This window comes from Micromonospora olivasterospora, assembly GCF_007830265.1.
Classification (GTDB): Bacteria; Actinomycetota; Actinomycetes; order Mycobacteriales; family Micromonosporaceae; genus Micromonospora; species Micromonospora olivasterospora.
In genome coordinates, this window is the sequence record NZ_VLKE01000001.1 from 3,988,519 (window position 1) to 4,008,637 (window position 20,119).

The window sequence follows — 20,119 nt, forward strand, 5'->3', positions numbered from 1 at the left end:
GACGCGGACCGCGACCGGGCGGCGGCGCGCGGGGGAGGGACCCCGTGACCGTGCTGCTGGTGCTGGCCAAGGCCCCGGTGCCGGGCCGGGTGAAGACCCGGCTCTGCCCGCCGGTCCGGCCGGCCGAGGCGGCGGAGGTCGCCGCGGCGGCGCTGCTGGACACCCTGGACGCCGCGCGCGCGGCGCCGGACGTCGTCCCGGTGCTCGCCCTCGCGGGCCGGCTGGCCGGCGCCGTACGCGGCGCGGAACTGCGGGCGGCGCTGGCCGGCTGGCGCGTGCTGCCGCAGCGCGGGGCGGGGCTGGCGGAGCGGCTCGCGCACGCGCACGCCGACGCCGCCGCCGCGTTCCCCGGCCGGCCGGTGCTCCAGATCGGCATGGACACCCCGCAGGTGGGGCCGGCGGAACTGGCCGCCGCCTCCGCCCGCCTGGCCACGGTGGACGCGGTGCTCGGTCCCGCCGCCGACGGCGGCTGGTGGGCGCTCGGGCTGCGCGACCCGGGGCGGCGGTGGCCCTGCGCGACGTCCCGACGTCCACCCCGGAGACGGGGCGGCTGACCCGGGCGGCCCTGCGGGCGCGGGGGCTGCGGGTGGCGGCGCTGCCCGTGCGCACCGACGTCGACGACTGGGGCGCCGCGCTGGCCGTGGCCGGGGAGGTTCCCGACGGGCGGTTCGGCCGGGCGGTCCGGCGGATCGCGGCCGGCCTGGCGCCGTACGCGCAGATCCGCGCGACCGCGGCCGGGCCCAGCCTCGCCGCGAGCGACGTCCCGTGACCGGGCCGGCCGCGCTGCTCGGCGGCTTCGAGGCGGCGCTGGCCGGCCCGCCCGGGGCCGACCGGTGGTGGCTGGTGACGGAGGACGGCGTGCGGGTTCCGCTGCCGGTGCGCCGCTGGCACGGCGGCCCCGAGCCGGCGCTGGCCGGGGTTCTGGACCGCTGCGCCGGCCCCACCATCGACCTCGGCTGTGGGCCCGGCCGCCTGGCCGCCGCGCTGGCCGGGCGCGGCCTGGTGGCCCTCGGGGTGGATGTCTCGCCCGCGGCGGTCCGGCTGGCCCGGGCCCGGGGCGCGGTCGCGGTGCGCCGGGACCTGTTCGGGCCGCTGCCCGCCGAGGGACGCTGGGCGCATGCGCTGCTGGTCGACGGCAACATCGGCATCGGCGGCGACCCGGTACGCCTGCTGCGCCGCTGCGCCGGCCTGGTGCGCCCGGGCGGGACGACGCTGGTCGAGTTCGCCCCGCCCGGCTCCGGGCTGTGGCGGGGCGGCGCCAGAGTCACCTCGGGCTCGCCCGGCGGCGAGCGGCTGGGGGCGTCGTTCCGCTGGGCGTGGGCCGGCGTGGAGTGGGCACCCTCCCTGGCGGCGGCCGCCGGCCTCACCGTAGCGGCCGTCCTGCCGCTCGACGGCCGGTGGTTCGTGGAACTCAGCCGGCCGTGAGCGGCCGATGTCGGTGACATGGCGGGGTCGGGGCGGCCCGGATGGTGCCATGTCGCCGACATGGCACCATCACCGGCGGGGCGAAGCGGCGGGCGGAGGGAGGCGAACCGGTGCTCGACCGGCGGCTGCACCTGCACCTGGTGACCTGGCTCGGGCAGTGGCCGGCGGGCCCCGGGCTGCACGTCGTGCGCTCGCACCGGCGGGCGCTGCCCGCCTGGGACGGCCGGCTCCGCCCGGCGATCGCGGTCGGCGTCGGCGACAGCACCGTGCTTTCGGTGGCGCCCCGCCACGTGCCGGCCGTACGCGCGCTGGCCGCCCGGTCGCCCCGGCGGCTGCTCGCCGACCTGCCTGCCGCCGTCGGCCATCCCCGCTGGGCGCCCACCGACGACGTGTTCCGCTGGTCCACCGCGCCGGCGCCGCTGCCCGAGGTGGGGGAGTGGGTGTCGCCCGCGGAGCCGGGGCTGCCACCCTGGCTGCGCCTGTTCGACGAGGAGGTGCTGGTGGTGCGGGACGCCGACGGCGCCTACCTGGCCGGCGCGGCGATCAAGCGGCACGACGCCCACGGGCACGAACTGGCCGTGGGCACCGTCCCGGCGGCCCGGGGCCGGGGCCTGGCCCGCCGGCTGGTCGCCCGGGCCGCCCGGCGGGTGCTGGACGAGGGCGCGGTGCCGACGTACCGGCACGACCCGGCCAACGGGGCGTCGGCCCGGGTCGCGGAGGCGGCCGGCTTCCCCGACCGGGGCTGGCGGTCGTACGGCGTCTACCCGGCCTGACGGGCCGCCGGGGCGGCGGCAGGGCGCGGACCGTGGATCCCGGGCCGGATCCACGGTCCGCAGCCTTCCCCCAGGCCCGCCGCGGGGCGATCGGTCGTTCGCGTCGGTCGACGTCCCGCCCATGACGCTACGTATCGGAGACGGTCCGGGCAAGATGCGGTGGGCCGGTCGGCGGTGTCGAAAAGCGGACTTGACCTGCGTGGGAGCGATCTCGGGTGGCCGACCGGGCTTGGTCACGCAGCGTGTGGCCGCCCGGGGTGAGGGCGGTCAGCCGGCGAGGCCGAGCGCCTCCGCGGCGGCCCGCCCGTTGGCGTGGCTGGCCCCGTACGTGGTGACGAAGGCCCGGGCGCGGGTGGGCCGCCACCGGCCCGGCCAGCCCATCTCGACCACGGTCACCGGGTGCGCGGCGGCCAGCGCGTCGATCAGCTCGGCGCCGCCGGACAGCCGGTGCAGGTGCCGGCCGACCAGCACGATCGGCCGGGAGCCGGCGAGCCCGCGCAGGGTCTCCGGGTCGGTTTCGGCGGCCACCACCCGGATCTCCTCCAGCCCGGCCAGGTGCGGGCCGAGACCCCACGGCACCCGGCCCTCGGCGATGGTGGACGCGGCGTGCAACTGCACCACGAGGGGCCGGTCCAGCCCGGCGACGTCGCCCTCCACGCGTACGGCGCGCCGGGCTGCCGCGTACCCGAGGTCGGTCGCGGTGGGCGGCGGCGTGCCGGCGGCCCGGGTCCAGGCGGCGAGCGCGGCGGCCCGGTCGGCGGCCTCCTCCACCCGGGCCCGGTCCAGCCGGCCGTCGCCGAGCGCGCCGACGATCTCGGCGGCGACCTGCTCGACCAGCTCGGCGTCGACCTGCGCGCCGATGCAGAGCAGGTCCGCCCCCGCGGCCAGCGCGCGGACCGCGGCCGGGCCGACGCCGCCGGCGGCCAGCGCCGCGCCCTTCATCTCCAGCGCGTCGGTGATGACCGTGCCGGTGAAGCCGTACTCCCGGCGCAGCAGGTCGACCAGGACGGCGCGGCTGAACGTGGCCGGGCCGTCGCCGGTCAGCGCCGGCACCCGGATGTGCGCCGTCATGATCGAACGCACCCCGGCGTCGATCACGGCGGCGAACGGGGGCAGGTCGCGTTGGCGCAGCACCGCGGGCGGCACGTCGACGGTGGGCAGTTCGTGGTGGGAGTCGGCGATCGTCGCGCCGTGGCCGGGGAAGTGCTTGGCGCAGGCGGCGACCCCGACCGACTGGATGCCCGCGACGGCGGCGGCGGAGTGGGCGGCCACCCGCTTCGGGTCGGCGCCGAACGAGCGGGTGCCGATCACCGGGTTCTCGTCGGCGGTGTTGACGTCGACGGTCGGCGCGAGGTCGACGGTGATCCCCAGCACGGCCAGTTCGGCCCCGATCGCCGTGTAGACCCGCTCGGTCAGGGCCACGTCGTCGACGGCGCCGAGCGCGGCGTTGCCCGGGTACGGGCTGCCGGTGGCGTGGGCGAGCCGGGTGACGTCGCCGCCCTCCTCGTCGATCGCGATCAGCACGTCGGCCCGGGCCGCGCGCAGCGCGGCGGTGCTCGCCGCCACCTGGGCCGGGTCGTGCACGTTCGTGCCGAACAGGACGTGCCCGGCCAGGCCCTGGCCCACCAGGTCGACGGCCCAGTCGGGCGGCACCGGCCCCGGGTACGCGGCCAGCAGGGTGCCCAGCGCGAGCCGGCGCAGTCCTGGATCGAGCCCCACGAGATCTCCCATCCTCGTGCCCGAGGGCACGAACGTCGTACCGGCGGGACGCCGGCCGCTGCCCGGTCGTCCGTGTACCCCGCTTCCGGGTGGCCGTTACGCTTGCGGGCACCCGTCTACAGGTCGGTTTTTGGGTTAGGAAAGTTTACGGAAAATAGAGGACGTGGCATGAGTGCGACCCGGCTGCCCGGCACCCCCCGCCTGTTGCGGGCGCTCAACGACCGCGCGGCGCTGGAGCTGCTCCTCGAGCGCGGGCCGCTCACCCGGGCCCGACTCGGCGAGCTGACCGGGCTGTCCAAGGTCACCGCCTCCCAGTTGGTGGAGCGGCTGGAGGAGCGCGGCCTGGTCGCGCGGGTCGGCGAGCAGGCCGGCGGGCGGGGCCCGAACGCCCAGCTCTACGCCGTCCGGCCGGGCAGCGCGTACGTGGTCGGGGTGGACGTCGACGCGGAGCGGGTGGTGGCGGCCTGCGCCGACATCACGGGCGAGGTGGTCGCCCGGGTGGAACAGTCCACCCGGGACACCGACGACCCGGTCGGCGTCGTGCACAACGCCGTGGTCCGGGCCGCGAGCAGCGCGGGCGTGGAACTGTCCGGCGTGCGCCGGGTGGTGCTGGGCACCCCCGGCCTGGTGGACCCGGGCACCGGCGACATCACGTTCGCGTTCAACCTGCCGCGCTGGCACCGGGGGCTGCTCGCCGCGCTGCGCGAGGATCTGCACACCCCGGTCGTCTTCGAGAACGACGTCAACCTGGCCGCCGTCGCCGAGGCGCAGTCCGGCGCGGCCCGGGAGCTGACCGACTTCGTGCTGGTCTGGGTGGGCGTGGGCGTCGGCCTGGCGATCGTGCTGGGCGGCCGGCTGCACCACGGCAGCAGCGGCGCGGCCGGCGAGATCGGATACCTCCCGGTGCCCGGCGTGCCGATCCCCCGGGACGTGTCGCGACGCGCCAAGCCCGCCTTCCAGCAGCTGGCGGGCGGCGAGGCGGTGCTCGCCGTGGCCCGGGAGCACGGCTTCGGCGCCGCCTCCGCCGCCGACGCGGTGGGCAAGGCGATCGCCGCCGGTACCGCCGGCGCCCCGATGCTGGACGAGTTGGCCCGCCGGTTGGCCCTCGGGGTGGCGAGCACCTGCGTGGTGCTCGACCCGCCGCTGGTGGTGCTGGCCGGCGAGGTGGGGCAGGCCGGCGGCGCGGCGCTGGCCGAGCGGGTGCAGCACGAGGTGGCCGCGATCACGCTCGTCCGCCCCCGGGTGGTGCCGACCGGGCTGACCGAGGAGCCGATCCTGCGCGGCGCGCTGCGCACCGCGCTCGACGCGGTGCGCGACGAGGTGTTCGGCAGCACGGTGGGCTGACCGCCCGCCCGCCCCGCTCCCCACCATGTGAAGGAATTCTTCACCCAGCACCCGGGATGCGGCAAGGAGTTGCCACGCCCCGGGCGCGGCGGTTCAGACCAGGTCGCGGCGGCGGAACGCGGCGAACGCCGCGACCGTCAGCACGCCGGCCAGCGCCAGCAGCACGGTCAGGCCGACCCCCCAGCCGAGCTGGTAGTTGCCGTCGCAGTAGCCCTCCACGCCCAGGCAGAGGCTGGCGTCGGCCAGCCGGGCCTCCCCGGTCAGCCAGGCGTCCAGGTACGTGGAGAGCATCCAGTCCGCCGATCGGGGCGCGTTGATCACCTCCATCACCACCCGCAGGCCCAGCTCCCACACCACCGCGTACGCCGTCACCGCGCCCAGCGCCGCCGCCGTGCGCCGGCCCAGCGTGGCGATGGCGAAGCCGATCGTCGCGGCCAGCAGCACCAGCACCAGCCCGCGCAGCCAGACCACCCCCAGCGACGGCCAGAAGTCCCCGCCCGTCGCCCCGGGCAGCCCGGCGGTCTGCCCGATCAGCCAGAACGTCCCCAGGTACGCGGCCGTCGCCAGCACCGTCAGCAGGGCCAGGGCGCCGAGCAGGGTGCCCAGCTTGGCCCCGAGCACGGCGAGCCGGCGGGGCCGCCAGATCAGCAGGTTGACCACCCCGCCGGTGGCGATGTCCGCGCCGATGTACGACGCGCCGACGAGGAAGCCGAAGAGCACCAGGAACGCGACCAGGAAGTACAGCAGCAGCCGGGCCTGGTCGGCGAACATGAACACCCCGGAGAGGTGGTCGGCGGCCACCGGCAGCCGGTCCCGCCGCGCCGGGTCGAACCCCGAGCAGTCGTCGGGGTATTCCTCGGCCTCCTCGAGCGGCAGGTCGCCCTGCACGGCTGCCACGCACCGGCGGTACTCGTTCTCCAGGTCCTGCCGCTGCTCGGCCGCCGCCTGCCCGGCGGCGACCACCTCGTCCGCCGACGGCCGGTGCGAGCTGACCAGCGTCGTCATCGCGGTCACGGCGAACGCCAGCACCAGCAGCACCAGCATGAGCTGGACGAAGCGGCGGGCCGCCAGCCGCTCCAACTCGGCCCGTACCAGGTTCACGCCCCCACCTCCCGGGTCCCGCCGACGGTCACGTCGAGGTCGATGAGCGGGCCCCCGCCCGGGCCGGCCAGGGCCGCGCCGTCCACCTGCCGGGGCAGGTCGGGGTCGGGGCTGTCCCCGGTGAGCTCCAGGAACACGCTCTCCAGGTCGGGGCGCAGCGGGACCAGCTCGCGGACCCACAGCCCCTGCTCGCCGAGCAGGCGGCTGATCTCGCCCCCGTCCGGCGCCCCGCCGACGACCAGGTGCCCGGCGTGCTCGTCGACCGCCAGCCCGGCGCGGCGCAGCAGGCCCGCCGCCCGCTCCGGCTCCGGGACGCCGACCCGCCACTCGTGCTGGTCGTGGCCGGCCAGCACCTGCTCCACCGGCCCCGTGGCCACGCGCCGGCCCGCGGAGATGATCGTGACGTGGTCGCAGATCAGCTGGATCTCGCCGAGGATGTGACTGGAGAGCAGCACCGTGACCCCGGCGGCGGCCAGGTCGCGCATCAGGTCCCGCATCTCCCGGATGCCGGCCGGGTCGAGCCCGTTCGCCGGCTCGTCGAGGATCAGCAGCTCGGGCTCCTTGAGCAGGGCCGAGGCCACGGCGAGCCGCTGCCGCATGCCGAGCGAGTAGCCCCTGACCTGGTCCTGGCCCCGGCCGCGCAGCCCGACCTGCTCCAGCACCTCGTCCACCCGGCGGGGCGGCACCCCGCCGGCCAGGGCGAGCAGTCGTAGCGTCCGGTGCCCGGTGAAGTTGCCGAAGAACTGCGGGGTCTCCACGATCGCGCCGACCCGGCCCGCCACCCGCGCCTGGTGCCGGGGAACGTCCTCCCCGAACAGTCGCATCCGGCCGCCGTCCGCGCGGACCAGGCCGAGCAGGGCGCGCAGCGTGGTGGTCTTGCCCGAACCGTTCGGCCCCAGGAAGCCGTGGATCTCACCCCGCCCGACCAGCAGGTCGAAGCCGTCGACGGCGACCTGACGGCTGCGGTGCGGGCCGTGGAACGTCTTGCGCAGCCCCTCGATCTCGATGACCGCGCTCACCGGAGAGGCCCCCGGTCACGATGCGGCATGCCAGTCCTTCCCCCGAACGGTGACCAACGACACGGCGCCCCACCCTATGACCTGGACGCCGCCCGTGGGGGGCGGCGCGGCGGTGCGTGGTTGGATGGGCGGGTGACTGGTGACCTGATCCCCGGCGCCGTCGGCGCCGCACCCGCCGCCGCACCCGTGGACGCGGATCTGGTGGTCAGCCTGAACGGTGTCGGCGTACGCCGGTCCGGCACCGCGCTGCTGCACGACGTGGACTGGCGGGTCGAGCTGGACGAGCGGTGGGTGGTGCTCGGCCCCAACGGCGCCGGCAAGACCACCCTGCTCAGCCTGGCCGCCGGCCGACTGCACCCGACCACCGGTGTCGCGCACGTGCTCGGCGAGCGGATCGGCCGCACCGACGTCAACGAGCTGCGCACGCGCATCGGCCTGTCCACCGCCGTGCTCGCCGAGCGCCTGCCCGCCGAGGAGCGGGTCAGCGACGTCGTCGTCACGGCCGCCTGGTCGGTGGTGGGGCGCTGGCGGGAGAGCTACGACCGCACCGACGAGGTCCGGGGCCGCGCCCTGCTCAGCCAGCTCGGCATCGGCCACCTCGCCGACCGGGCGTACGGCACGCTGTCCGAGGGGGAGCGCAAGCGCGTCCAGATCGCCCGCGCGCTGATGACGGACCCCGAGCTGCTGCTGCTCGACGAGCCGGCGGCGGGGCTCGACCTGGGCGGACGCGAGGACCTGGTGGCCCGGCTGGCCGACCTGGCGTACGACCCGGACGCGCCCGCGCTGGTCCTGGTCACCCACCACGTCGAGGAGATCCCGCCGGGCTTCACCCACGCGCTGCTGCTGCGCGAGGGCGGGGTGGTCGCCCAGGGGCTGCTCCGCGACACCCTCACCGCCGACAACCTCTCCAAGACCTTCGGTCTGCCGCTGATCGTGGAGCGCTCCGGCGACCGCTGGACCGCCCGCGCCGCCTGAGGCGGCAGGGGTGCGGCAGACCCGGGTGGTCGTGGCCGGCAGCGCGAACATGGACCTGGTCGGCACCGCCGCGTTCGGGGTCACCCTCAAGGCCCGGATCGCCGCCGCCGGCGTCGACACCAGCCAGCTCCGGGTGGTGTACGGGACGTCGGGCTTCGCCCTGGTCATGGTCAACGCCGAGGGCGAGAACGTGGTCCTGGTGACCCCGGGCGCGAACGCCGCCTTCACCGGCCTCACCGAGGGCGAGCTGGCCGTCGTACGCGCCGCGGACGTGCTGGTCGCCCAGCTGGAGATCCCGGTCGAGACGGTGACCGAGGCGGCGCTCGCCGCCCGCGCCGCCGGCACCCGGGTGGTCCTCAACGCCTCGCCGGCCCGGCGGGTGCCCGGCGACCTGCTCGCCGCGGTCGACCTGCTGGTGGTGAACGAGACCGAGGCGCGGACGCTCACCGGGCAGGGCCGGGAGGACCCCGCCGCGCTGCTCGCGCTGGCGCCCCGGGCGGTGCTGACCCTCGGCCGCGACGGCGCGTGGTATGTCGAGCGCGGCGCGGCGGCCGCGCACGTCCCGGCGGTCAAGGTGGACGTGGTCGACTCGACGGCCGCCGGGGACGCGTTCACCGCCGCGCTCGCCGTCGCCTGGGGCGAGGGGCGGGACCTGGTCGACGCCGTGCGCTGGGCGGCGGCGGCCGGCGCGGCGTGTACGCCGGCTCGGCGCCTCCGTGGCGCTGCCCCGCCGGGCCGAGATCGACGAGCTGTACGTCCCGCCGGCCTGACCGCCCGCGCCCGCCGCGGGTCAGCCGGCGTCGTCGGCCAGCTTCTCGCCGGACGGGCCATGCCGTCCAGTGTGCGTCGGGCCGGCCAGCGGCGCCCGGCGCCGGGATCACCGGTACTCGCCGTGCTGCTCCACCGCGCGCTGCACCGCCCGGTAGATCTGCCCGAACCGCAGGGCGTCCGGCGTGCGCAGCAGCATCTCCTCCCGGCCGTGGTGCTGCACCCACAGCTCGTGCACCCGGCTGCCCCGCTCGTACGACCGGTCGAGCCAGCCCAGCGGCACCTCCAGGAACGGGACCAGGGCCAGCGCGCCGACCGCGCACGCGGCCAGCACGAGCAGGGCCAGCGTCCAGTTGCCCCGGTCCTGCGCCGACCAGGCGAGCGACACCACGCAGACCAGGGCCACCAGCGGGGGCAGCGACAGCAGCAGCACCAGCACGCCCCGGCCCAGCACCCGGCCCCGTACGGCGAGTGTGGTGCGGCCGCGCGCGTGCCAGACGTACGTGACGTCCGCGATTCGGACGGCCTGGCCGCCCGCCCGGATCGACTCGGAGGTCACCTGCACCGCGTCGTCCCGGTAATAGAGGGTCATCACTAAGCCTAACCGGCCGCGCCCCGGTTGCGCGCTCGCGGACTGCCCGGCCCCAGGTAGTCGCAGCGGGGCGCTGTGGAGCTGCCCCGGCTGTGCGCCCAGGTGCCAGCGACGAAGCACGGACGGCCTCCACCTGGCGTACCGGTGGACGGCCGCCGACATCGGCGCAGGCGGGGTCCAGCGGTGTGCGACCAGCGGTCAGGGCGTGCCCCGTCTGTGCGGGCAGCTCCACAGTCGCACGGGGCGGGGTCGGGCACCCCGCCGCGAAGGGCCCCTGGCCGACCTGGCCGCCGACGTCGTCGGTCCCTCCGGACCGCTACGGCCTGCTGCGGGGCCTGGCGATGCCGCCCGAGGAGCCGATCGCGTTCCGCGGCCGGCGGGTCGGCGGGGGGCCCGCCTCCACCGCCCGCTGCACGGCCCGGTAGATCTGGCCGAAGCGCAGCGCGTCGCCCGTGCACAGCAGCCGCACCGGCCGCCCGCGCCAGCGGACCCAGAGCTCCAACTGCCGGCTGCCCCGGGCGTACGAGCGGTCCAGGTGCTCGAAGAGGAAGTCGGCCACCGGCCCGACGGCGAGCCCGACCAGCACCGACGCCCCGACGACGGCGATGGTCACCGTCGCCGAGCGGTGCAGCCACAGCGCCAGCGCCACCCCGAGCCCGGCGGCCACGAGCGGGCCGGCCAGCGCCGCGCCGATCGCGCCCCGGCCGGCGAGCACGCGCCAGGAGCGGCTGCCCCGGTGGTGCCAGACCCCGCTGATCTCGGCCAGCGGGTACGTCCGGCCGCCCACCCACAGCGCGGCTGAGGTGACCTGCACCGACCTGTCGTCGTAGTACGTGACCATGCTGGACTCCCGGTGACGGGGCGAACACCAGACTACTTTCCCCAACGAGGCGGGCCGTATGGTTGGCACGCGACTTCGACGAGGAAGTGAGGGCGGCGTGAGCGAGTTCGTGCGGCTGGAGACCAAGGACGGCATCGGCACCATCCGGCTGGAGCGGCCGCCGATGAACGCGCTGAACAAGCAGGTGCAGGAGGAGTTGCGCGCCGCCGCGACCGAGGCCGCCGCCGACCCCGAGGTCCGCGCCGTCATCGTGTACGGCGGGGAGAAGGTCTTCGCCGCCGGCGCGGACATCAAGGAGATGGCCGACATGTCCTACGTGGACATGGCGGCGCGGGCCGCCGACCTGTCCAGCGCGCTCGGCGCGTTCGCCCGGATCCCCAAGCCGGTCGTCGCCGCGATCACCGGGTACGCCCTCGGCGGCGGCTGCGAGCTGGCCCTGGCCTGCGACTGGCGGGTGGTGGCCGAGGACGCCAAGCTGGGCCAGCCCGAGATCAAGCTCGGCATCATCCCGGGGGCGGGCGGCACCCAGCGGCTGGCCCGCCTCGTCGGCCCCGCCCGCGCGAAGGACCTGATCATGTCGGGCCGGATGGTGGACGCCCAGGAGGCGCTGCGGATCGGCCTCGCCGACCGGGTGGTGCCGGCCGCCGAGGTGTACGCGACGGCCGTCGAGCTGGTCACGCCGTACCTGACCGGCCCGGTGCAGGCGCTGCGCGCGGCGAAGCTCGCGGTCGACGGCGGCCTGGACATGGACCTGAACTCGGGCCTGGCCTGGGAGAGCCAGCTCTTCGCGGCGCTGTTCGCCACCGACGACCGGCGCGAGGGCATGGCCGCCTTCGTGGAGAAGCGCAAGCCGGACTTCACCGGCCGCTGACCACCGGCAGATCGAAGGCCGTTCACGTTTTTTGACCGGCCGGTAACGTCGGGGCCCGGCAACCGACGAGGGGAGCGGCGATGACGCAGCGGGTCGAAGGTCACGGCGGGGAGCTGGCGCTCGCGGCGCTGCGCGCGCACGGCGTACGGGAAATGTTCACCCTCTCCGGCGGGCACGTCTTCCCGCTCTACGACGCCGCGCACAAGTCGGGCTTCCCGCTGTACGACGTCCGGCACGAGCAGTCCGCGGTCTTCGCGGCCGAGGCGGTCGCCAAGCTCCAGCGCCGTCCCGGCCTCGCCGTGCTCACCGCCGGCCCCGGCGTCACCAACGGCGTCTCCGGGCTGACCAGCGCCTACTTCAACGCCTCGCCCGTGCTGGTGCTCGGCGGCCGGGCGCCCCAGTTCCGCTGGGGCTCCGGCAGCCTCCAGGAGATGGACCACCTGCCGCTGGTCGCCCCGGTCACCAAGCACGCCGAGACGGTGTTCAGCGCCGACGACGTGCCGCGCGCGGTCAGCGCGGCGCTCACCACCGCCCGCACCCCGCACCGCGGCCCGGTCTTCCTCGACTTCCCGCTGGAGGCCGTGTTCTCCGTCGGCGACGCCGACCTGCCGGCGGCGACCCCGGTCGCCCCGATCGAGGCCGACCCCGACGAGGTGGCCAGGGCCGCCCGGCTCATCGCCAACGCGGCCCGCCCGGTCATCGTCGCCGGCTCCGACGTGTACGCGGGCGACGCCATCGACGCCCTGCGGGCCGCCGCCGAGGCGCTGCGGGCGCCGGTCTTCACCAACGGGATGGGCCGCGGCGCGCTGCCCGGGAGCACCCGCTCGCGTTCGCCAAGGCCCGCCGGGTCGCCCTGAAGAACGCGGACGTCGTCGCGGTGGTCGGCACTCCGCTGGACTTCCGGCTCTCGTTCGGCGACTTCGGCGACGCGCAGGTGGTGCACGTCGTGGACGCGCCCAGCCAGCGCGCCACCCACGTCCAGCCTGTCGCCGCCCCGGCCGGCGACCTGCGGCTGATCCTCACCGCGTTCGCGGACCACCGCGGCGACCTGGCCGACCACGCCGACTGGGTCGCGCGGCTGCGTACGGCCGAGGACGCCGCGAAGGCGCGCGACGCCGAGGAGATGGCCGCCGAGACCGACCCGATCCGCCCGGCCCGGGTCTACGGCGAGCTGCGCAGGGTCCTCGCCCCGGACGCCATCACGATCGGCGACGGCGGCGACTTCGTCTCGTACGCGGGGAAGTACCTGGAGCCGGCGCAGCCCGGCACCTGGCTCGACCCCGGCCCGTACGGCTGCCTCGGCACCGGCATGGGCTACGCGATGGGGGCCCGGGTCAGCCACCCCGACCGGCAGGTGTGCGTGCTGATGGGCGACGGCGCGGCGGGGTTCTCGCTGATGGACGTCGAGTCCCTGGTCCGGCAGCAACTGCCGGTGGTGATCGTGGTCGGCAACAACGGCATCTGGGGCCTGGAGAAGCACCCGATGCGGGCCATGTACGGCTACGACGTCGCGGCCGACCTCCAGCCCGGGCTGCGCTACGACAAGGTCGTCGAGGCCCTCGGCGGCGCCGGCGAGATCGTCGAGAAGGCCGGGGACCTCGGCCCGGCCCTGGAGCGGGCGTTCGCCTCCGGCGTGCCGTACCTGGTCAACGTGCTGACCGACCCCGCCGACGCGTACCCGCGCTCGTCCAACCTGGCCTGACCCGGCCACCGGCTCACACCTCGGGGCGGTGGTCCTCGCGCGGCGGGTCGCCCTCCCGGCGGCGCAGGTCGTCCTCGCGCCGGCGCAGGTCCTCCTCCCAGCGGCGGAACAGCTCCTGGTCCTGCCTCCGGGAGCGGTCGGCGAGGGACTCGAGGAACTCCGGGTCGTCGTCCGGGGCGACGGGCCGGCGCCGGTCGCGCCGGGCCGGGGCGCCCCGGTGGGCCGGGGCGTACGGGGCCCCGCCGGGTCGGGCTCCCGTCCCGCCAGGAACCACGCGATCGAGCCGAGCAGCGGGAAGATCAGGATGATCAGCACCCACGCGATCCGGGGCAGCGCCCGGATCCGATCCTCCTCCGCGGACAGGCAACTGATCAGCGCGGCGACCGCGAGGACGATCTGGACGAGGAACAACAGGACGTACAGCCGGGCCATGCGCCCATCATGGCGTACGGAGGCCGGTCACCACACCCCGCGCAACGCCAGCAGCACGCCCAGCGCCGCGTGACCGACCGCGGCCAGGGCGATCACCGGCATGGTCCGCGAGGTGGCGCGGACGGGGCCCGAGCCGGTGGCCCGCGGCCAGCACAGCGCCAGCGTGGCCGCCCAACCGAGCAGCGCCGCGCCGGCCAGCAGCGCCCCGGCCAGGCCCCCGGTCAGCGCCTGCCGGACGGTCAGCACGGTGACCGCGGTGAGCGCGAGCAGCGTACGCCGCCAGGCCAGCCGGGTCCGCTCCGGTTGCAGTCCCGGGTCGCCGGTCACCGGCGGCCGACCGTTCCGGCGAGCACCGCGACCACCAGCAGCAGCGCGCCCAACCCGACGGCGAGGGCGAGCACGGCCGGAAAGCGGGACGCCGGCAGCTCCTCGCCGAGCCGGATGGCCCGCTCCGTGCGGGCCCAGTGGTCGACGGCCCGTACCGCGACCGTGCCCCCGAGCAGCAGCAGCGCGACGGCGATCACCTCGCGCAGGTGCGCCAGCGGCAGCGGGGGCAGGAACTGGGCGGCGGCCAGCCCGCCGCCGACCAGCGCCAGGCCGGTACGCAGCCAGGCGAGGAAGGTGCGCTCGTTGGCCAGGGAGAACCGGTAGTCGGGCCTGCTGCCCACCGACCGCAGCTCCCGCGGGTCGAACCACCGTCTGATCGCCTCCCACACGCCGCCGATTATCCGCTTTGCCCGATGCCTAGTCTGAGGGGATGACCGATCTTGACCCCCGCGCGCTGCGGGACGCGTACGACACCCAGATCCGCCCGGAGATCCCCGACCCGCCGCCGCCCGGGGTGACCGTCGAGCGGGACGGCCCCCTGGTCCGCGTCCTCGGGTTGGACCACGGGGGCTTCCTCACGTACCGGGACCTGGGCGGGTTGGCCGGGGCGGAGCTCGACGAGCTGATCGCCCGGCAGGTGGAGTTCTTCCGTGCGCGGGGCGAGTCGGTGGAGTGGAAGCTCAACGGCCACGACGAGCCGGCCGACCTGGGCGACCGGCTGCGCGCGGCGGGGTTCGTGCCCGAGGACCTGGAGACCGTGGTGGTGGGCCCGGTCGCGGCGCTGGCCGCCGCCGTCCCGGTCCTGCCCGACGGGGTACGCCTGCATGAGGTCACCGCCCGCGCCGACCTGGAGCGGATCGCCGCCATGGAGGAGGCGGTCTGGCACGAGGACCGGAGCCACCTGGTGACGGGGCTGGCGAGGGAGATCGAGGCCGACCCGCAGTCGATCACGGTGGTGGTGGCCGAGGCGGGGGACACGGTGGTCTGCGCCGGCTGGGTGCGGTACGTCAGGGGCACCGGCTTCGCCACGCTCTGGGGCGGCTCCACGCTGCCGGAGTGGCGCGGCCGGGGCATCTACCGGGCGCTGGTGGCGTACCGGGCGCGGCTGGCCCAGCAGCGCGGGAAGACGCTGATCCAGGTCGACTGCTCGCCGGACAGCCGGCCGATCCTGGAGCGGCTCGGGCTCGTAGCGGTCACCACCACCACCCCGTACATCTACACTCCGTGACCATGGAGCAGTGGCTGACGGACGAGGAGCGACTCACCCTGAAGACGGGCGCGTTCGGCGCGGTCTTCCTGGTCTCGAACGCCGAACCCGGCATGTTCGCCCTGATCCGGGAGAGCTTCGCCGCGTCCGACGTGATGTCGGAGGCGAGCGGCGAATTGAAGAAGGCCCTCACCACCGGCCCGCTGCCCGAGCTGCCCCGGGACTCGGTGCTGGACATCGAGTCGGTGGTGCTGCCGGCGCTGCGCCGGGCGGTGGCGATCCTGCGGGAGAAGGCGTCGGGTGACGTGGCGGGCTACCGGTCGCTGGTGCTCGCCGCCGCCGAGCGGGTGGCCCGGGCGGACCGGGGCGTGGCGCCCGTCGAGGCGCAGGTGATCGACCGGATCAGGGACGCGCTGGCCGAGTCGGCGTGACGGGCGCCTCCTCACCGGGCCGCGGACGGGCGGTGAGTTGTGTCACCCTGGGGCCCCGGGAGGCAAAAGCTACTTGCGGGTAACGTTGCGCTATGGGCAACCGCACACAGCTCGAGGTTGACCGATCGTTAAGTCACGCGGGAGGCTGCGGCCGTGACCGGGCGAGCAATCGCACCACCAACCAGGAGGGTCGTCGAAGCGCGATGAACATCGTCGTACTCGTCAAGCAGGTGCCTGATTCGGGCGCGGACCGCAACCTGCGTTCTGACGACAACACCGTCGACCGCGGTTCGGCGAACAACGTCATCAACGAGATGGACGAGTACGCCATCGAGGAGGCGTTGAAGATCAAGGAGGCGCACGGCGGCGAGGTGACCGTCCTGACCATGGGTCCGGACAAGGCGACCGAGTCGATCCGTAAGGCGCTGTCCATGGGGCCGGACAAGGCGGTGCACGTGGTGGACGACGCCCTGCACGGCTCCTGCGCGGTGGCGACGTCGAAGGTGCTCGCGGCCGCCCTCGGTCAGCTGGGTGCGGACCTGGTCATCTGCGGGGCGGAGTCCACCGACGGCCGGGTGCAGGTCATGCCGCACATGATCGCCGAGCGGCTCGGCGTGGCCGCGCTGACCGGGGCGCGGAAGCTGACCGTGGACGGTTCCACCCTGACCGTGGAGCGGCAGACGGAGGAGGGGTACGAGGTCGTCACCGCCTCCACCCCGGCCGTGGTCTCCGTGTGGGACACGATCAACGAGCCGCGGTACCCGTCGTTCAAGGGCATCATGGCCGCGAAGAAGAAGCCGGTCCAGACGCTGTCCCTGGGCGACCTCGGCATCCCTGCTTCGGAGGTCGGCCTCGACGGCGCGACCAGCGCGGTGCTGGAGCACTCCAAGCGCCCGCCGCGCTCCGGCGGCACCAAGGTCACCGACGAGGGCTCCGGCGGCGTGCAGCTGGTCGAGTTCCTCGCCACCGAGAAGTTCGTGTGAGGGGTCTGGACATGGCTGAGGTTCTCGTCGTCGTCGACGCCACCCGGGAGTTCGGCGTCAAGAAGGTCACCCTGGAGATGCTCACCCTCGCCCGCGAGTTGGGCACCCCGAGCGCGGTCGTGCTCGGCGGCCCCGGCGCCGCGCAGGCGCTGACCGGCAAGCTGGGCGAGTACGGCGCGGAGAAGGTCTACGCCGCCGAGAGCGAGGACATCGACGGCTACCTGGTGGCCCCGAAGGCCACCGTGCTGGCCGACCTCGTGAAGCGGGTGCAGCCGGCCGCGGTGCTGCTCGCCTCCGCCCAGGAGGGCAAGGAGATCGCCGCCCGGCTGGCGGTCAAGCTGGACAACGGCATCCTGACCGACGTGGTCGCCCTGACCGCCGACGGCACCGCCACGCAGGTGGCGTTCGCCGGTTCCACCATCGTCAAATCCAAGGTCACCCGCGGGCTGCCGTTGGTCACCGTGCGGCCGAACTCGGTGACCCCGGTCCCGGCCGCGGCGACCCCGGTCGTCGAGCAGTTGACCGTCGCTGTCGCCGAGGGCGACAAGCTGGCCAGGGTCGTCGACCGGGTCGCCGAGCAGAAGGGCTCCCGCCCGGAACTGACCGAGGCGTCCGTGGTCGTCTCCGGCGGCCGGGGCGTCGGCAACGCCGACAACTTCAAGCTGGTAGAGGAGTTGGCCGACCTGCTCGGCGGCGCGGTCGGCGCGTCCCGCGCGGCCGTGGACTCCGGCTTCTACCCGCACCAGTTCCAGGTCGGTCAGACCGGCAAGACCGTCTCCCCGCAGTTGTACGTCGCGCTGGGCATCTCCGGCGCGATCCAGCACCGCGCCGGCATGCAGACCTCGAAGACCATCGTCGCGGTGAACAAGGACGCCGAGGCGCCGATCTTCGAACTCGCCGACCTCGGCGTGATCGGCGACCTGTTCAAGGTCGTCCCCCAGGCCGCCGAGGAGATCCGCAAGCGCCGCTGACCGTCGGGTCCACGGGAGGCCGCCGTCCGCTTCGCGGGCGGCGGCCTCCGCGTCGAGTGGAACTGATCGGCGGGCCGGGGAGCTGAGCCGGCCCGCCGCTCAGCCCTTTGACGGTACTACCCCGACCGGGAAGGGCAGGCCCCTTGCTGACAGCTCTGGTGCAGCAGGGGTCCCTTGTCAACACCCTCCAGCGTCCGGGCGGGGGAATCCAGGTCAGTAGGCTGAGCGGTGATGGCATACCTGGATCACGCCGCGACGACCCCGATGCTGGACGAGGCACTCGAGGCGTACGTGGCCACCGCCCGCGAGGTCGGCAACGCGTCGTCGCTGCACGCGGCCGGCCGGCGCGCCCGCCGCCGGGTGGAGGAGTCCCGGGAGCGGGTAGCGGCCGTGCTGGGCGCCCGCCCGTCCGAGGTGATCTTCACGGGCGGCGGCACGGAGAGCGACAACCTCGCGGTCAAGGGCCTCTTCTGGGCCCGCCGGGCCCAGTCGGCCGACCGGCGCCGGGTGGTCTCCAGCGCCGTGGAGCACCACGCCGTCCTCGACGCGGTGGACTGGCTCGCCGACCACGAGGGCGCCGAGGTGGGCTGGCTGCCGGTGGACCACGCCGGCCGGCTCGACCCGGACGCGCTGCGCGCCGAGCTGGCCGAGCACGGCGACCGCGTCGCCGTGGTCACCGCGATGTGGGCCAACAACGAGGTGGGCACCCTTCAGCCGGTCGCCGCGCTGGCCGCCGTCGCCGCCGAGCACGGGGTGCCGTTCCACACCGACGCGATCCAGGCGGTCGGCCAGGTGCCCGTCGACTTCGCCGCCACCGGCGTCTCCGCGCTCACCGTCACCGGGCACAAGCTGGGCGGCCCCGCCGGCGTCGGCGCACTGCTGCTCGCCCGGGACGTCGCGGCCACCCCGCTGCTGCACGGCGGCGGCCAGGAGCGCGACATCCGGTCCGGCACGCTGGACACCGCCGGCATCGTCGCCTTCGCGGTCGCGGTGGAGGCCGCCGTGAAGGGCCAGCAGGAGTACGCGGCCCGGGTGGCCGCCCTCCGCGACGACCTCGTGGAGCGGGTACGGCACGCCGTACCCGAGGTGATCTTCAACGGCGACCCGACCGAGCGGCTGCCCGGCAACGCCCACTTCTCGTTCCCGGGTTGCGAGGGGGACGCCCTGCTGCTCCTGCTGGACGCCCAGGGGATCGCCTGCTCGACCGGCTCGGCCTGCTCGGCCGGGGTGGCGCAGCCCTCGCACGTGCTGATCGCGATGGGCGCCGACGACGACCGCGCCCGCTCCTCCCTGCGCTTCACGCTCGGCCACACCAGCACCCAGGCGGACGTCGACGCCGTGATCACCGCCCTCCCGGCGGCGGTGGACCGCGCCCGCCGCGCCGCCGCCCTCCGCACCCCGCGCTGACCCCTCGCCCCGCCCGTTCCCCGCGATCTTGCACTTTGTGCCCCTCGTTCGCGGCTTTTGTCGACTTTGTCGGGGCGGAAACTGCAAGATCGCGGCGGCCCCTGGGGGACGGGATAGGCTGCCCGGGAAGGGAGCGTGGCGCGGTGAGGGTGTTGGCGGCGATGTCGGGCGGGGTGGACTCCGCCGTGGCGGCGGCGCGGGCGGTGGAGGCCGGGCACGACGTGACCGGAGTCCATCTGGCGCTGGCCCGCAACCCGCAGACGTACCGCACGGGGGCGCGCGGGTGCTGCACCCTGGAGGACTCCCGGGACGCCCGGCGGGCCGCCGACGTGATCGGCATCCCGTTCTACGTCTGGGACATGGCCGACCGGTTCCACGCCGACGTCGTCGACGACTTCGTCGCCGAGTACGCCGCGGGGCGTACCCCGAATCCCTGCCTGCGCTGCAACGAGAAGATCAAGTTCGCGGCGGTGCTGGACCGCGCGGTGGCCCTCGGCTTCGACGCCGTGGTCACCGGCCACCACGCCCGGCTCGGCCCGGACGGCCTGCTGCGCCGCAGCGTCGACCTGGCCAAGGACCAGTCGTACGTGCTGGCGGTGCTGACCCGCGCGCAGCTCGACCGGTCGCTCTTCCCGCTCGGCGACTCGACGAAGGCGCAGGTCCGCGAGGAGGCGGCCCGGCGCGGGCTCGCGGTGGCCGACAAGCCCGACTCGCACGACATCTGCTTCATCGCCGACGGCGACACCCGCGGCTTCCTCGCCCAGCGGCTCGGCGAGGCGCCGGGCGACGTCGTGGACGCGCTCACCGGCGTGGTGGTCGGCAGCCACAGCGGCGCGTACGCGTACACGGTGGGGCAGCGGCGCGGCCTGCACCTGGACCGACCCGCCCCCGACGGCCGCCCGCGTTACGTGCTCTCGATCACCCCGAAGACGAACACGGTCACGGTGGGGCCGGCGGAGGCGCTGGAAATCTCCACCGTACGCGCCGAGCGTCCGGTGTGGACGGGCGGCGAGCCGCCGGCCGGGCCGGTCGAGTGCGAGGTGCAGCTGCGCGCGCACGGCGACGTGGTGCCGGCGACGGTGTCGCTGGACGACGACGGGCTGCACGCCGAGCTGCGCCGCCCCGTCCGCGGCGTCGCCGCCGGCCAGGCGATCGTCGCCTACCGGCCGGCCCCGGCCGGCGATGTGGTCCTCGGCTCCGCCACCATCGCCGCCTGACGCCGTTCCGCCCC

18 protein-coding genes and 4 pseudogenes are annotated in these 20,119 nt (G+C 75.6%); 14 read left to right on the forward strand and 8 right to left on the reverse strand.

Translation table 11 applies throughout. The features are described from left to right. Positions 1–44 precede the first annotated feature (44 nt). The 3 genes and pseudogenes from JD77_RS18445 to JD77_RS18455 all read left to right on the forward strand — a co-directional run bounded on the left by JD77_RS18445 (position 45) and on the right by JD77_RS18455 (position 2,198). Positions 45–769, forward strand: a pseudogene (locus JD77_RS18445) (TIGR04282 family arsenosugar biosynthesis glycosyltransferase). Beyond that, a complete protein-coding gene (locus JD77_RS18450; RefSeq protein ID WP_246140749.1) occupies positions 766–1,425 on the forward strand; it encodes a class I SAM-dependent methyltransferase in 660 nt (219 codons plus the stop codon). Before JD77_RS18445 ends, JD77_RS18450 begins: the two are co-directional and overlap by 4 nt. Before the next feature lie 110 nt (positions 1,426–1,535). Continuing rightward, positions 1,536–2,198 (forward strand): GNAT family N-acetyltransferase, encoded by a 663-nt coding sequence (locus tag JD77_RS18455; protein ID WP_211372601.1) that lies wholly within the window; start codon positions 1,536–1,538, stop codon positions 2,196–2,198. Positions 2,199–2,465: 267 nt separating this feature from the next. Here JD77_RS18455 and JD77_RS18460 read toward each other — a convergent pair whose 3' ends face one another. Further along, positions 2,466–3,917 (reverse strand): glycoside hydrolase family 3 N-terminal domain-containing protein, encoded by a 1,452-nt coding sequence (locus tag JD77_RS18460; RefSeq protein ID WP_145775462.1) that lies wholly within the window; start codon positions 3,915–3,917, stop codon positions 2,466–2,468. A gap of 168 nt (positions 3,918–4,085) precedes the next feature. On the opposite strand from JD77_RS18460, the gene JD77_RS18465 reads away from it, so the two are divergent. Next, positions 4,086–5,261, forward strand: coding sequence for an ROK family transcriptional regulator (locus JD77_RS18465; RefSeq protein WP_145775463.1), 1,176 nt, complete (start codon positions 4,086–4,088; stop codon positions 5,259–5,261). Between the two features lie 93 nt (positions 5,262–5,354). Here the strand turns inward: JD77_RS18465 and JD77_RS18470 are convergent, their stop codons facing one another. Together JD77_RS18470 and JD77_RS18475 are read right to left on the reverse strand one after the other, a co-directional pair. Beyond that, positions 5,355–6,362 carry an ABC transporter permease subunit gene (locus JD77_RS18470; protein ID WP_145775464.1) on the reverse strand — a complete coding sequence of 336 codons (1,008 nt, stop codon included), beginning with the start codon at positions 6,360–6,362 and terminating at the stop codon, positions 5,355–5,357. Next, on the reverse strand, positions 6,359–7,381 hold the full coding sequence (locus tag JD77_RS18475; protein WP_145775465.1) for an ABC transporter ATP-binding protein: 1,023 nt from the start codon (positions 7,379–7,381) through the stop codon (positions 6,359–6,361). Before JD77_RS18475 ends, JD77_RS18470 begins: the two co-directional genes overlap by 4 nt. A 132-nt stretch (positions 7,382–7,513) precedes the next feature. Here JD77_RS18475 and JD77_RS18480 point away from each other — a divergent pair, with 132 nt between their 5' ends. Then, positions 7,514–8,356 (forward strand): ABC transporter ATP-binding protein, encoded by an 843-nt coding sequence (locus JD77_RS18480; protein WP_145775466.1) that lies wholly within the window; start codon positions 7,514–7,516, stop codon positions 8,354–8,356. A gap of 10 nt (positions 8,357–8,366) precedes the next feature. Next, positions 8,367–9,126, forward strand: a pseudogene (locus tag JD77_RS18485) (PfkB family carbohydrate kinase). A 107-nt stretch (positions 9,127–9,233) separates the two neighbouring features. Here JD77_RS18485 and JD77_RS18490 read toward each other — a convergent pair. Together JD77_RS18490 and JD77_RS18495 are read right to left on the reverse strand one after the other, a co-directional pair. Continuing rightward, on the reverse strand, positions 9,234–9,716 hold the full coding sequence (locus tag JD77_RS18490; RefSeq protein ID WP_145775467.1) for a DUF6232 family protein: 483 nt from the start codon (positions 9,714–9,716) through the stop codon (positions 9,234–9,236). Positions 9,717–10,032: 316 nt separating this feature from the next. Beyond that, a complete protein-coding gene (locus JD77_RS18495) occupies positions 10,033–10,557 on the reverse strand; it encodes a DUF6232 family protein (RefSeq protein WP_145775468.1) in 525 nt (174 codons plus the stop codon). A 97-nt stretch (positions 10,558–10,654) separates the two neighbouring features. Here JD77_RS18495 and JD77_RS18500 point away from each other — a divergent pair, with 97 nt between their 5' ends. Together JD77_RS18500 and JD77_RS18505 are read left to right on the forward strand one after the other, a co-directional pair. Beyond that, positions 10,655–11,428, forward strand: coding sequence for an enoyl-CoA hydratase/isomerase family protein (locus JD77_RS18500; protein ID WP_145775469.1), 774 nt, complete (start codon positions 10,655–10,657; stop codon positions 11,426–11,428). Between the two features lie 80 nt (positions 11,429–11,508). Beyond that, positions 11,509–13,130, forward strand: a pseudogene (locus JD77_RS18505) (acetolactate synthase). A 13-nt stretch (positions 13,131–13,143) separates the two neighbouring features. On the opposite strand, the pseudogene JD77_RS18510 reads toward JD77_RS18505, so the two are convergent. The 3 genes and pseudogenes from JD77_RS18510 to JD77_RS18520 form a co-directional block, all read right to left on the reverse strand. Beyond that, positions 13,144–13,562: pseudogene (locus JD77_RS18510) on the reverse strand (PLD nuclease N-terminal domain-containing protein). A 27-nt stretch (positions 13,563–13,589) separates the two neighbouring features. Beyond that, positions 13,590–13,889 carry a DUF202 domain-containing protein gene (locus JD77_RS18515; protein ID WP_145775470.1) on the reverse strand — a complete coding sequence of 100 codons (300 nt, stop codon included), beginning with the start codon at positions 13,887–13,889 and terminating at the stop codon, positions 13,590–13,592. Continuing rightward, positions 13,886–14,278 (reverse strand): YidH family protein, encoded by a 393-nt coding sequence (locus JD77_RS18520; RefSeq protein WP_145775471.1) that lies wholly within the window; start codon positions 14,276–14,278, stop codon positions 13,886–13,888. Before JD77_RS18520 ends, JD77_RS18515 begins: the two co-directional genes overlap by 4 nt. 41 nt (positions 14,279–14,319) lie before the next feature. Here JD77_RS18520 and JD77_RS18525 point away from each other — a divergent pair, with 41 nt between their 5' ends. The 6 genes from JD77_RS18525 (at position 14,320) to mnmA (ending at position 20,105) form a co-directional block, all read left to right on the forward strand. Next, positions 14,320–15,117 carry a GNAT family N-acetyltransferase gene (locus tag JD77_RS18525; RefSeq protein WP_145775472.1) on the forward strand — a complete coding sequence of 266 codons (798 nt, stop codon included), beginning with the start codon at positions 14,320–14,322 and terminating at the stop codon, positions 15,115–15,117. 2 nt (positions 15,118–15,119) lie between these two features. Then, positions 15,120–15,527: a hypothetical protein gene (locus tag JD77_RS18530; RefSeq protein ID WP_145775473.1), complete on the forward strand. Its 408-nt coding sequence runs from the start codon at positions 15,120–15,122 to the stop codon at positions 15,525–15,527. 203 nt (positions 15,528–15,730) lie between these two features. After that, positions 15,731–16,510, forward strand: coding sequence for an electron transfer flavoprotein subunit beta/FixA family protein (locus JD77_RS18535; RefSeq protein WP_145775474.1), 780 nt, complete (start codon positions 15,731–15,733; stop codon positions 16,508–16,510). An 11-nt stretch (positions 16,511–16,521) separates the two neighbouring features. Beyond that, positions 16,522–17,481, forward strand: a complete 960-nt coding sequence (locus JD77_RS18540) for an electron transfer flavoprotein subunit alpha/FixB family protein (RefSeq protein ID WP_145775475.1) — start codon at positions 16,522–16,524, stop codon at positions 17,479–17,481. Between the two features lie 231 nt (positions 17,482–17,712). Then, the gene (locus JD77_RS18545; protein ID WP_145775476.1) at positions 17,713–18,888 is read left to right on the forward strand and encodes a cysteine desulfurase family protein; all 1,176 of its coding nucleotides are present in this window, start codon (positions 17,713–17,715) and stop codon (positions 18,886–18,888) included. Positions 18,889–19,031: 143 nt separating this feature from the next. Continuing rightward, positions 19,032–20,105, forward strand: coding sequence for a tRNA 2-thiouridine(34) synthase MnmA (gene mnmA, locus JD77_RS18550; RefSeq protein ID WP_145775477.1), 1,074 nt, complete (start codon positions 19,032–19,034; stop codon positions 20,103–20,105). Positions 20,106–20,119: the final 14 nt, after the last annotated feature.

What these genes read in the sequence shown, in the direction of transcription:
- JD77_RS18525 (WP_145775472.1), top strand. Translation starts at nt 14,320, where the DNA reads ATGACCGATCTTGACCCCCGCGCGCTGCGGGACGCGTACGACACCCAG.
- JD77_RS18490 (WP_145775467.1), bottom strand. Translation starts at nt 9,716, where the DNA reads ATGACCCTCTATTACCGGGACGACGCGGTGCAGGTGACCTCCGAGTCG.
- JD77_RS18495 (WP_145775468.1), bottom strand. Translation starts at nt 10,557, where the DNA reads ATGGTCACGTACTACGACGACAGGTCGGTGCAGGTCACCTCAGCCGCG.
- JD77_RS18535 (WP_145775474.1), top strand. Translation starts at nt 15,731, where the DNA reads ATGAACATCGTCGTACTCGTCAAGCAGGTGCCTGATTCGGGCGCGGAC.
- JD77_RS18540 (WP_145775475.1), top strand. Translation starts at nt 16,522, where the DNA reads ATGGCTGAGGTTCTCGTCGTCGTCGACGCCACCCGGGAGTTCGGCGTC.
- JD77_RS18545 (WP_145775476.1), top strand. Translation starts at nt 17,713, where the DNA reads ATGGCATACCTGGATCACGCCGCGACGACCCCGATGCTGGACGAGGCA.
- JD77_RS18465 (WP_145775463.1), top strand. Translation starts at nt 4,086, where the DNA reads ATGAGTGCGACCCGGCTGCCCGGCACCCCCCGCCTGTTGCGGGCGCTC.
- JD77_RS18530 (WP_145775473.1), top strand. Translation starts at nt 15,120, where the DNA reads ATGGAGCAGTGGCTGACGGACGAGGAGCGACTCACCCTGAAGACGGGC.